Consider the following 11,356-nt stretch of genomic DNA (forward strand, 5'->3'; position numbering starts at 1 on the left):
CGGCATCGACCAGCGTGGTCAGGCCGTCGTCGGGCTTCGTGGCCACCTGCGCGAGCAGCTCCGCGTCGTATCCGCCGCCGACGGGCGCGCCGATCGCGCGCCAGATGCCGTCCACCCGCACGCCCGGCATCGCCGCCAGGCCCGCCCGCAGCCGCTCGACCCCGGCCCCGCCCGGCCAGACCACCGTGAAGTCGTCGACCGCGCGGCCACCCAGTCGTTCCAACACGACCACCTGCACGATGTCGGCACCCGCGACACCGAGCGTCCTGGCGACCTGTCCCAGCGATCCCGGTCGATCCGGAAGCGCGACCCTCACCCGCAGCAGCATCAAGCAAGCATGCCCGACTACCGTTACGCCCACATTTCGCCCACGGATCTAGTTCTTTCAACCGAATCCGTGCTCTTGGCCTACGCTGCGGGATTACCGTCAACGCCCCCACCCCAACCGCCCCATCAACGCGGAAGGGAACGCGGAGAGGGGGTGGGGGTTAGGCGGATTGGCGGTGGACCAGGTGGGTGTCGAGCAGGACGTGGCCAGGCTCGTCCTCGCCCTTCATCCGCGCGAGCAGCAGCCGGACCATTTGCCGGCCCATCTCCTCCATCGGCTGATAGACCGTGGTGAGCGGCGGCTCGGTCTGAGTGGCGATCGGCGAGTCCTCGAAGCCGACCACGGCGATGTCCTCGGGCACGCGCTTGCCGAGCTCCCGCAGCGCGCGCAGGGCACCGGCCGCCATGAGGTCGGACGCGACGAACACCGCGTCGAGGTCCGGGTCCTGCCGCAGCAGCTCGCGCATGGCCTCCTGGCCGCTGGCCTCGCCCCAGTCGCCGTAGGCCACCAGCCCGTCCGAGCCGATGGCCTGGCGGTAGCCCGCGAGCCGGTCCACGCCCACGCCCATGTCCTGCAGGCCGGCGATGGTGGCCACCCGCTTGCACCCGCGCGAGAGCAGGTAGCTGACCGCCGCTTTGGCCCCACCGACATTGTCGATGTCTACGTACGAAATCTCCTGGTTGGTACCCACCGGCCGCCCGCCGAGCACGGCCGGCAGCTCCCGCTGCATGAGCAGTCCGGGCAGCTGGTCGGTCTCGTGCAGCGACAGCAGCAGCACACCGTCGACGTGCTGGCTGGTCAGGTGGTGCTCGACGCGCTGCTGCGCGGCCGGCGACTGTGCCATCGCCAGCCACAACTGCAGCGGGGTTTCGTCGAGCGCGGCACTGATGCCGCGCACCACGGCCAGGAAGTAGGGCTGGTCGAAGAACCGGTCCTGCGACTCGGAGACCACCAGCGCGATCGAATCGGTCCGCTGGGTGACCAGCGCCCGCGCCGCGCGGTTGGGCACGTAGCCCAGCTGCTTGATGGCCTCCTGCACCGCGGCTCGGGCCTCGGGGCTCACCTGCGGCGAGCCGTTGACCACGCGCGAGACGGTGCCCCGGCCGACCCCGGCCAGGGCCGCGACCTCGTCAAGCGTTGGCCTGCCCGCTGAACGAGATCGATGCGTCGTCATCGGTGCCCCCTTGCATGCCCCCTCGCCGGATCACTTCCGAATACCAGTGTGCACTGGCCTTCGGCGTGCGTGTTTGCGAGCCATAGTCCACATGGATGATGCCGAAGCGTTTCGAGTATCCCCACGCCCATTCGAAGTTGTCCATCAGGGACCAGAGGAAGTACCCGCGCAGTGGCACCCCTTCGGACCTTACCCGCGCGCACTCGCGCAGGTGGGCATCTAGATAGGCGATGCGGTCGTCGTCCTGCAGCGTCTGGTCGGGAGCGGCCATGCCGTTCTCGGTCACATACATCGGGATCGGGCCGTACCGCTCGTGCGTCTGACGCAGCAGGTCGGACAGCCCGCCCGGGTCGATCTCCCAGCCCATCTCGGTGCGAGGAAGATCACGATCTTCCCAGATCACGTGCTCGCTGCCGGGCCACGCCAGATTCCGCACGTAGCTGTTGCCTGACTCGTTCTGCGAGCTCTCGCCCTGGTGCGAAGGCATCCGGACGACGCTGCGCGTGTAGTAGTTCACGCCGAGGAACGACAGCGTGTCCGCGGCCAGGTCGCCGTCGCGCACGAAGCTCCAGTCGGTCAGGCCCGCCGTGTCCTCCAGCAGGTCGGCCGGGTAGCTCCCGCGGAACAGCGGATCCAGCCAGATGCGGTTGCCCACCGCCTCCAGCCGCCGCACGGCCTCCGGCTCGCCGAGGAACGCGTGGAGGTTGAGGCTGATGCCGATCTCCTTGCCCGAAAGCGCCTGCGATGCGAGCACATGGGCCAGGTTGAGGTGGTGTGCGGCCTTCAGCGCGTCCTCGCCGTTGGTGCGGCCCGGCGCGTGGTGGCCGCTGCCGTACCCGAGAAACGCCGTGCACCAGGGCTCATTGAAGGTCGTGTAGTACTTGACCCGGTCGCCGAGCGCCTCGCGGACCAGCGAGGCGTAGTCGGCGAACCGCAGCGCCGTGTCGCGGGCCGGCCAGCCGCCCTCGTCCTCGAGCTCCTGTGGGAGGTCCCAGTGGTACAGCGTCAGAAAGGGTTCGATCTTGGCGGCGTGCAGTTCGTCGATGAGCCGCCGGTAGAAGTCGAGCCCGCGCTGGTTGGCCGGGCCGCGCCCACCGGGCTGCACCCGCGACCAGCTCACCGAGAACCGATAGCCGTTGATCCCGAGCTTTGTCATCAGGGCCACGTCGTCGGAGCTGCGATGGTAGTGGTCGCAGGCGATGTCGCCGGTGTCCCCGCCCAGCGTGCGGCCGGGGGTGTGGCTGAACGTGTCCCATATGGACGGAGTTCGTCCGTCCTCTGCAGCGCCTCCCTCGATCTGGTATGCCGCTGTACTGGTACCCCAAATGAAATTCACGCTTTGACTGCACCTTCCATGATGCCGCCGATGATCTGGCGACCGAATACCACAAACACTAGGAGGAGCGGGATGGTGGCCACCGCGGTTGCCGCGAAGACCTGAGCGAAATCGGTGTAGTAGGCACTGGCGAGCAGGGCCAGGGACACCTGGACGGTCGGGGTGTCCGCGTTGAGGATGGCGTACGGCCACAGGAACGAGTTCCATTGTTCCATGAACGTCAATAGACCGAGCACGCCCATTGCCGGGCGGAGGGCCGGAAGCACGACGCTCCAGTAGATCCGGAACGTGGTGCAGCCGTCGACCCGGGCCGCCTCGATCAGCTCGTTGGACACGGCCGTGGCCGCGTACTGCCGCATCATGAACACGCCGAACGCGCTCACCAGGAACGGCAGGATCACGGCGAGCAGGTCCCCGTCGAGCTGGAAAAAGTTCACCATCATGTCGTACAGCGGGATCACGCCGAGCTGAGTTGGGATCATCATCGTGGTAATAATGATCAACAGCATCGCTCCCTGGCCCCGGAAACGCAACTTCGCAAACGCGAACCCGGCGAGGGACGAGAAGAACACCACGCAGATGGTGACGATCGTCGACACGATGAGCGAGTTGATCAGCCCGTACATGAATCCGGCGTGCTCGTTGGCGAGCACCCGGCCGAAGTTCTCGCCGAAGTCGCCGCCGGGCAGGAGCGGTGGCGGCACCGCGTTGATCACTTCGAGCTTGCGCGTGGCCACGATGAACATGAAGTAGAACGGCGTGATCGACAGGAGGCACGCCACGATGAGCGCGATATATGTGAGGGTGTTGCCCTTTCTCACTCCCGCACCGTCCTTCTCACCAGCAGGAAGTTGAACATCGAGGCGACCACGATGATGGCGAACAGCGCGAAGCCGATGGCCGCGCCGTAGCCGAATCGCAGATCGCTGAAGCCACGCTCGAACATGTACATGGCGACGGTCTGGAACTGCCGCTGCGTGCCGCCCAGGATGGCGCCGCTGCCGCTGTTGAACACCAACGGCTCGACGAACAGCTGCCAACCGCCGATGGTCGACACAATGATCACAAACATCAGGGTCGGGCGCAGGCTGGGCAGCGTGATGCTGGTGAACTGGCGCCAGCGTCCGGCGCCGTCCAGCGACGCCGACTCATAGAGGTCTCTGGGAATGGCCTGCATCGCCGCCAGGATGATGAGGGCGTTGTACCCGGTCCAGCGCCAGTCGATCATCGTGGCCAGCGCTACCCACGAGCCCCAGGTCTCGCGCCGCCAGTCGATCGGCCCGATCCCGACGAAGTCGAGCAGCCAGTTGATCGCGCCGAAGTCGCGCCGGAAGAACAGGCCGAACACGATTGCCACCGCGGCCAGTGAGGTGATGTTCGGCACGAAGATGATCATCCGGAAGAACGTGCGCGCCCGGATCCCGCGGTTGAGCATCTCGGCCAGCAACAGTGCGAGCAGGAGCTGCGGGATGGTGGCGATGAGGAAGATCGCGAGCGTGTTGCGGACGGCGTTCCAGAAGTACTCGTCCTTCATCAGATTGGCGTAGTTCTCCAGCCCGATGAACTTCCAGTCGCCGATGAGGTTCCAGTCGGTGAACGACATCCAGCCGGTCATCAGCACGGGATAGAGCCCGAACGCGGCGAACAGGATGAAGAACGGCGCCACGTAGAGGTAGGGCGAATACTTCACGTCCAGGCGGGACAGTCGCTCCCGCTTGCGGAAGCGGGGGCCGCCGTGGTTCGCGGTGCGCGGCGTGCCCCTACTGTCCAAATGCGACAGTTGGCCGGTGGCGCCATGGGCGCCACCGGTTTGTTGCTGTGTCATTAGACCGCACCCTGGGTCTTGGCGTCCTTAATCGCGTTGGCCCAGGCGGTCGCGGCATCCAGCTGCCCCGCCTCATATGCCTGCAGCTGCGGCTCGAACGCCCGCTCCTTGATGGCCTGGTGCTTCGGGCCGATGATGCCCGGCTTGAGCGTCTTGGCGCCCTCACCGAAGATCTTGCCCACCGGCGCGTCGCTGAAGTACGCGTTCTTGTACGCCTGGAAGTCCGGGTTGTCCAGCGCCTTCAGGTTCGAGGGCAGCGGGCCCTTGGCCTTGAACGCGGCCACCTGGCCCTCGGCACTGGTCAGGAACGCGGCCAGCTCGGCAGCCTCCTTGGGGTGCTTGCTCTGCGTGGGCACGGCCAGGAACGAACCGCCCCAGTTGCCACCGCCACCCGGCACCGCGGCCAGATCCCACTTGCCCTTGTTGCCGGCGCCGGAGTTCTGCTCGACGATGCCCAGCATCCACGACGGGCACAGCGTCGCGGCGAAGGTGCCCTGCTGGAAGCCCGCCTGCCACTCGTCGGACCAGGTGCGCGTCTTGGCGGTCACGCCGTTGTCGGCGAGCTTGAGGGCCAGATCCCACGCGGTCTTCACGGCCGCGCTCTTGTCGGCGACGATGTTGAAGTCCTTGTCGTAGAACAGGTCACCACCGGTCTGGGACAGGCTCGCGCTGAAGGCGGTGGTCACCGAGTCGAGCAGACCCTTGCCGGTCTTGGCCCGGTAGTCCTTGCCAACCTGGATGAACTGGTCCCAGCTCGGCCACAGCTTGGACACGGCCTCGCGGTCCTCCGGCAGGCCGGCGGCCTTGAACAGGTCCTTGCGGTAGCAGACGCCCAGGCCGCCGACGTCGGTGGGCAGGGCGAGCAGCTTGCCCTCGGAAGTCTTGCCGATGTCGTACTTCCACGGCAGGTATTCGCTGCGCTTGTCGCCAACGTATGGTGTCAGGTCCACCCAGTTGGCCGGGTTGGACTTGAACTCGGAAATGATGCCCTCTTCGAGGGCGACCACGTCACCCGCGCCCTTTTGTGTGGCCAGGTAGCGCACCAGCAGCGGGCGGTAGTCGTTGAGCTGTGCGGTCTTGCGGATTTCAATCTTGATGCCCGGGTGCGAGGCCTCGTACTGCTTGACCAGTTCGTCGTACCCGAATTCGCCGAAGTGGTCAACCACGAGCTTGATCTCGCCCGGCTTCGCCTCTTCGTTCTTCTTGCTGCATGCTGCGAGGCCACCAAGCGCGGTGACCGCCGCGAGTGCGACCACCGCGAGTGTCCGGCGGCGCGAATTAACGCTCATGCCAAGCCCCTCTGGAGACGTCTAGAAGAATCATGGGAGCGCTCCCGTAGGAGCGCTCCCATGATTGCGAGCGGGTTACAGCAGTGTCAATAGGCCAGGTGGAGCGATCCCGTTCTGTTATCGAACGTCGTGCCGGAAAGCGGCTTTATGCGGCCTATTCATCCCATTGATGTAGCACGACTAGGCTGAGTCGCATGATCTGTCGCGCGTGCCGGGAGGGTCGACACGACGAGTGCCCCGCCAAGCGAGCGGGCGCACCCGATGCGCAGCTGCGGCGGACGTGGTGCGACTGCCAGCACAGGGCGCCCGAGCCGACCGAGCCCGCGACCGGCGCGGCCGGCGAATAGTCGGACCATCGCGCATGCGGATCGAGGAGCTCGACGACGCGGAGTTGGCGGCGCTGTACCCGCGCGTGGACCGGCCGTGGCTGCGGGCCAACTTTGTGTCCAGTGTGGACGGTGCGGTGGCGGTGGAGGGCCTGTCTGCTGGGCTTTCGGGCGCGGTGGACAAACGCGTCTTCCGGGTGCTGCGCATGATGTGCGACGCGTTGCTGGTCGGGGCGGGCACGTTCCGTGCGGAGAACTATCGGGCGCTGCGGCTGGACGAGCGGCGGCGGGCTTGGCGGGTGGAGCGTGGGCTCACTGCGTACCCGCAAATGGTTATTGTCTCTTCCTCATTGGAATTGACCGGCCCGGCCGTGGATGGGGCCGTGATCCTGACCACGGGCGGGGCGAGGAATGCGGCGCTGGAGGGCGTGGCCGAGGTGGTGCGGTGCGAGAGCCTGGCGCACGGAATCGCGCTGCTGCACGAGCGTGGCCTGGGGCAAATCCTGTGCGAGGGCGGCCCGCGCCTATTTGGAGGATTGACGACGGCGGATCTGGTGGACGAGCTGTGCCTGACCGTCTCGCCGTTGCTGGTGGGTCCCGGTGCCGATCGAATCGTTTCGGGTACGCCACATCCGTTGCGCCGCATGGGATTGACGCACACGCTGACGAGTGACGACGGCATGCTCATGCTGCGCTACGTGAGGCTGCGGGATTCTGTCGGACCCTCGGAGTATGGTCATCGGCGTGAGTGAGGGAGCACCGGGCACACCCGTTGGCAGGGTGCTGGGCACCGAGGATGCGAGCCCGCTGACCTTCTGGGTCGCGGTCAATGACGGTGCCTATCTGCAGCTCGACGACGTCGTCGTCACCACGCGCGATCTGCACGACCTGGGCCCGGTGACGATCTCGGGCGTGGTCACCAGCGTGCGGGCGCGGCACGAGGGCGCGAGCTTCGACTCCGACGTGTTCATGATTGCCGACGGCATGCTGCCCGCGATGGTGCAGGAGGCCGCCGAGGTCACGGTCACCCGGGTCGAGCCCGAGGTGTTCGTGCCGCCGCTGCCGGGCGCGGTCGCGTTCCGGGCGGAGGGCGCGGCAAGGGATGGCGCGCTGTCGTTCGACCGCATGACCCGCCGGCTGCCCATGGGCAGCGGGCGCGATGGGCTGCCTGTGTTTCTCAACGCCGACTTCCTGGATGGCAGCCGGGGCGCGCATGTGTCGATCTCCGGCATCTCGGGCGTGGCGACGAAGACCAGCTTCGCCACGTTCTTGCTGTATTCGGTGTTCCGGTCGGGCGTGTTCGAGGAGGCGGCCAACACCAAGGCGCTGATCTTCAACGTCAAGGGTGAAGACCTGCTGTTCCTGGATCATCCAAACACGAGGCTCGATGAGCGCACGCGCGCCGCCTATCACCGGCTGGGGCTGGAGGCCGCGCCGTTTCCGCAGGTCACGGTCTATGCGCCGCCCCGGGCCGGTGACCGCAGCGGCAGTCCCGATGTGGCGAGCCGGTTGACCGGGGTCGACCCGTTTTACTGGACGCTGGCCGAGTTCTGCCAGGATCGGCTGCTGCCCTATGTGTTCGCCGACGCCGACGACGAGCGGCAGCAATACACGATGGTGGTGCACGCGGTCACGGCGCAGCTCGCGCGCAACGCGGTGGAGAAGGACGCGGGCATCAGCCTCGACGGCACGCCGCTGCACAGCTACGAGCAGCTGGTGGACTATCTGGTAGACCAGCTCAACGACGACGCGACACGCAGCGCGTGGGCCGGGTCGTCGGTGGGTTTGGGCACGGTCAACGCGTTCGCGCGCCGGCTCATCTCCAGCAAGCGCGACCTGTCCCGGCTGATCCGGGGCGACCTGCCGTCCGGGCGCAACCATCGCATCTCGACGATCGATGGGGCGCAGGTGACGGTTGTCGACCTGCACAATCTGCCGGATCGGGCGCAGCGGTTCGTGGTCGGCGTGACGCTCAAGACGGAGTTCGAGCGCAAGGAGAAGGCCGGCACGGCCAAGCCGCTGCTCTTCGTGGTGCTCGACGAGCTCAACAAATACGCGCCGCGCGAGGGCACCAGCCCGATCAAGGAGGTGCTGCTCGACATCGCCGAGCGGGGCCGCTCGATGGGCGTGGTCCTGATCGGGGCGCAGCAGACGGCGTCCGAGGTGGAGCGGCGGATCGTGGCCAACTCGGCGATCCGGGTGGTCGGGCGGCTCGACCCGGCCGAGGCTTCCCGGCCCGAATACGGCTGGCTCCCGCCCGCGCAGCGGCAGCGCGTGCTGCTGGCCAAGCCGGGCACGATGTTCGTGGCCCAGCCCGAGATCCCCGTGCCGCTGGCCATCGAGTTCCCGTTCCCGGCGTGGGCCACGCGGCCGGGCGAGGCCGGCGCCGCACCGCGCGCCACCCTGGCCAGCATGATCAGCTCGACCGATCCGCTGAAAGTCGTCAAGAGCGGCCGTTCCTCCGGCGGGCGCTCCGCTGAGGCTCCGGATGACGGGATTCCGTTCTGATGAAGATTCTGCATACCTCGGATTGGCACATCGGCAAGGTCCTCAAGGGACGGTCGCGGTTGGAGGAACAGATCGCGGCGCTGGCTTCGGTGATCGACATCGCCCGGCGGGAGCAGCCCGACCTGATCATCGTGGCGGGTGATCTGCACGACTCGCCGCAACCCACGCCCGACGCGACGAAGGTGGTGACCCGCGCGCTCACCGCGCTGCGCGGCACGGGCGCCGATGTCGTGGTCATCGGGGGCAATCACGACAACGGCGCGGCACTCGACGCCTTGCGGCCATGGGCCGACGCCGCCGAGATCACGCTGCGCGGGCGGGTCAGCGAAAAGGCGTCCGAGCACGTGATCAGCGGCGTCACGCGGTCGGGCGAGAAGTGGTGCTGCGTCGCGCTGCCGTTCCTGTCGCAGCGATACGCGGTGCGCGCGCTGGAGATGTTCGAGCTGACCGAGGCGCAGGCGCAGGCCACCTACGCCGACCATCTCGCGCGGCTGCTCTCGACCCTGTGCGAGGGGTTCGGCAGGGACACGGTCAACCTGGTCACGGCGCACCTGACGGTGTTCGGCGCCATGATGGGCGGCGGCGAGCGGGAGGCGCACACGATCCTGAGCTACGCCGTGCCCGCGACGGTCTTCCCCGCCGGCACGCACTATGTCGCGCTCGGGCACCTGCACCGGGCCCAGTCGCTGCCCGCGCCGTGCCCGGTGCGATATTGCGGTTCCCCCATGGCCATCGACTTCGGCGAGTCCGACAACACGGCGTCGGTCACGATGGTGGAGGTGACGGCGTCCACGAGCGCTCAGGTGCGTGAGATTGCGGTCCCGGCGGCGGTGCCGCTGAAGACGATCCGGGGCACGCTGGAGCAACTGTCCGCATTGGACGTCGGCGAGGCGTGGCTGCGGGTCTACGTCACCGAGCCGCCCCGGGCCGGGCTGCGCGAGCAGGTGCAGGAGCTGTTCCCGCGGGCGCTGGAGATCCGCATCGACCCGGGTGCGCTGCCGGACCGGCCGCAACGGCTGTCGAAGGTGGGCAAGAGCCCGTCCGAGCTGTTCGCCGACTATCTGGCCGGCCGGGGCGCCGCGGACCCGGCGACCAAGGCCCTGTTCGACCGGCTCTACGACGAGGTGATCACGTCATGACTCGTGTGTGGTGTGCCTTCTCTCGGGAGGTCGCCGCGTGAGGCCGTTAAGACTTGACATGCGGGGGTTTGCGGCTTTTCGGGAGGCGACCACGGTCGACTTCACGGACACCGATTTCTTCGCGCTGATCGGGCCGACCGGCGCCGGCAAGTCCACGGTGCTCGACGCCATGTGCTTCGCGCTATATGGCACGGCTCCGCGCTGGAGCGGGGGCAAGTCGGTGGCGCATGCGCTTGCCCCGTCGGCCAACGAGGCGGCGGTGCGGCTGGTGTTCGAGGCGGCCGGCGTGCGCTACGCGGTGACCCGGGTGGTGCGCCGCGACGGCAAGGGCCGGGCCGCCACGAGAGCCGCCGCGCTGCAGGCGCTCTCCCCCGGCTTTGATCCGTCCAGTTTGGACAACGAGGGCCTGCTCGGCGAGCTGGGTGAGGCACTGGCGGGCACGCCGGCCGAGCTCGACGCGGCCGTTCCCGAGGTGGTGGGCCTGCCCTACGACCAGTTCATCAAGTGCGTCGTGCTGCCGCAGGGCGAGTTCGCCGCGTTCCTGCACTCGCGGCCCGCCGAGCGGCAGGAGATCCTGGTCCGGCTGCTGGGTCTGGATGTCTACGAGAAGGTGCGCGAGCGGGCCAGCGCGCTGGTGACCGAGGCCAACGCGAAGCTGGCAGCCAACGAGCAGGTGCTGGCCGAGCTGGAGCACGCGTCGTCGGACGAGGCGGTCGCCGACGCCGACGAGATTCTGCGCGTCATCGGCGAGATCAGCGACGCGGTCGAGGCGAAGCTGCCCGAGCTGACACAGGCGCAGGAGGAGTCGGCCCGGCTCGCGTCGGCGATGGGCGAGGCCGACCGCAGGCTCTCGCTGCTGTCGCTGGTGCGCGCGCCCAAAGACGTGGCGAGCCTGGCGCAGGCGGCGCACGAGGCGGCCGCGCGGGTGGCCGATGCCGCGATCGCGGTGGGCTCGGCCGAGGAGCGCGAGGAGAAGCTGCGCGCCCAGCTCGACGGCGTGGGTGATCCGGCCGCGCCGGCCCGGCTGCTGGACGCATACGGCGAGCGGCTGAAGGTGCAGGAGCAGCTGTCCACACTGGACACTGAGTTGGCCAAAGTGCGCAAGGTGCACGATAAGGCACAGCAAGGGCTGCGGCAGGCGGCGGAGGGGGTCGAGGCCGCAACGGTGGGCGTGGCCGAGGCGCAGGGTGCGCTGCAGGCGGCCCAGACGGCAGACCGCGCGGCGTGGCTGCGGCGCGACCTCAAGGCCGGGCATGCCTGCCCGGTGTGCGAGCAGCACGTCGAGGTGGTCCCGCCGCTGCCCAGGGAGCGGGCCATGACCGCGGCGCAGCGGGCACTCGACCAGGCGGAAGCCGTGGCGTTGGCGAAGCGGGAGGCCCACGCGGCCGCCGACCGGCAGGCGCGCGAGGCAGACCGGCGCCTGGCCACGGC

General features: G+C 68.2%; 10 protein-coding genes. 4 read left to right on the plus strand and 6 right to left on the minus strand.

Annotated elements, in window-relative coordinates; all coding sequences use genetic code 11:
* The 6 genes from DM816_RS35530 to DM816_RS35555 form a co-directional block, all read right to left on the minus strand.
* Positions 1–328, minus strand: a 328-nt coding sequence (locus DM816_RS35530; RefSeq protein WP_483964167.1) for an ACT domain-containing protein, incomplete at its 3' end; no start/stop codon positions are given.
* A gap of 160 nt (positions 329–488) precedes the next feature.
* Positions 489–1,502, minus strand: coding sequence for a LacI family DNA-binding transcriptional regulator (locus DM816_RS35535; protein WP_117214871.1), 1,014 nt, complete (start codon positions 1,500–1,502; stop codon positions 489–491).
* Positions 1,459–2,886, minus strand: coding sequence for a glycoside hydrolase family 1 protein (locus tag DM816_RS35540; RefSeq protein ID WP_425455312.1), 1,428 nt, complete (start codon positions 2,884–2,886; stop codon positions 1,459–1,461). Before DM816_RS35540 ends, DM816_RS35535 begins: the two co-directional genes overlap by 44 nt.
* Complete coding sequence (locus DM816_RS44880; protein ID WP_246002545.1) at positions 2,835–3,659, minus strand: carbohydrate ABC transporter permease; 825 nt, start codon at positions 3,657–3,659, stop codon at positions 2,835–2,837. The genes DM816_RS35540 and DM816_RS44880 overlap by 52 nt, the downstream gene beginning before the upstream one ends.
* On the minus strand, positions 3,656–4,618 hold the full coding sequence (locus tag DM816_RS35550; protein WP_425455313.1) for a carbohydrate ABC transporter permease: 963 nt from the start codon (positions 4,616–4,618) through the stop codon (positions 3,656–3,658). Before DM816_RS35550 ends, DM816_RS44880 begins: the two co-directional genes overlap by 4 nt.
* A gap of 44 nt (positions 4,619–4,662) precedes the next feature.
* Positions 4,663–5,952, minus strand: coding sequence for an ABC transporter substrate-binding protein (locus DM816_RS35555; RefSeq protein WP_117214877.1), 1,290 nt, complete (start codon positions 5,950–5,952; stop codon positions 4,663–4,665).
* A 361-nt stretch (positions 5,953–6,313) separates the two neighbouring features.
* Between DM816_RS35555 and DM816_RS35560 the strand changes: the two genes are divergently transcribed.
* The 4 genes from DM816_RS35560 to DM816_RS35575 form a co-directional block, all read left to right on the plus strand.
* Positions 6,314–7,030 (plus strand): pyrimidine reductase family protein, encoded by a 717-nt coding sequence (locus DM816_RS35560; RefSeq protein WP_117214879.1) that lies wholly within the window; start codon positions 6,314–6,316, stop codon positions 7,028–7,030.
* Positions 7,011–8,786, plus strand: coding sequence for an ATP-binding protein (locus DM816_RS35565; protein WP_117214881.1), 1,776 nt, complete (start codon positions 7,011–7,013; stop codon positions 8,784–8,786). The genes DM816_RS35560 and DM816_RS35565 overlap by 20 nt, the downstream gene beginning before the upstream one ends.
* The gene (locus DM816_RS35570; protein WP_117214883.1) at positions 8,786–9,925 is read left to right on the plus strand and encodes an exonuclease SbcCD subunit D; all 1,140 of its coding nucleotides are present in this window, start codon (positions 8,786–8,788) and stop codon (positions 9,923–9,925) included. The genes DM816_RS35565 and DM816_RS35570 overlap by 1 nt, the downstream gene beginning before the upstream one ends.
* Positions 9,926–9,983: 58 nt before the next feature.
* A partial coding sequence (locus DM816_RS35575; protein WP_246002546.1) for an AAA family ATPase occupies positions 9,984–11,356 on the plus strand: 1,373 nt, incomplete at its 3' end.

The organism is Allorhizocola rhizosphaerae (assembly GCF_003426775.1).
GTDB classification, from domain to species: domain Bacteria; phylum Actinomycetota; class Actinomycetes; order Mycobacteriales; family Micromonosporaceae; genus Allorhizocola; species Allorhizocola rhizosphaerae.

Coding starts and splice junctions, on each gene's coding strand:
- DM816_RS35570 (WP_117214883.1), top strand. CDS start 8,786: ATGAAGATTCTGCATACCTCGGATTGGCACATCGGCAAGGTCCTCAAG.
- DM816_RS35535 (WP_117214871.1), bottom strand. CDS start 1,502: ATGACGACGCATCGATCTCGTTCAGCGGGCAGGCCAACGCTTGACGAG.
- DM816_RS35560 (WP_117214879.1), top strand. CDS start 6,314: ATGCGGATCGAGGAGCTCGACGACGCGGAGTTGGCGGCGCTGTACCCG.
- DM816_RS35565 (WP_117214881.1), top strand. CDS start 7,011: ATGGTCATCGGCGTGAGTGAGGGAGCACCGGGCACACCCGTTGGCAGG.
- DM816_RS35555 (WP_117214877.1), bottom strand. CDS start 5,952: ATGAGCGTTAATTCGCGCCGCCGGACACTCGCGGTGGTCGCACTCGCG.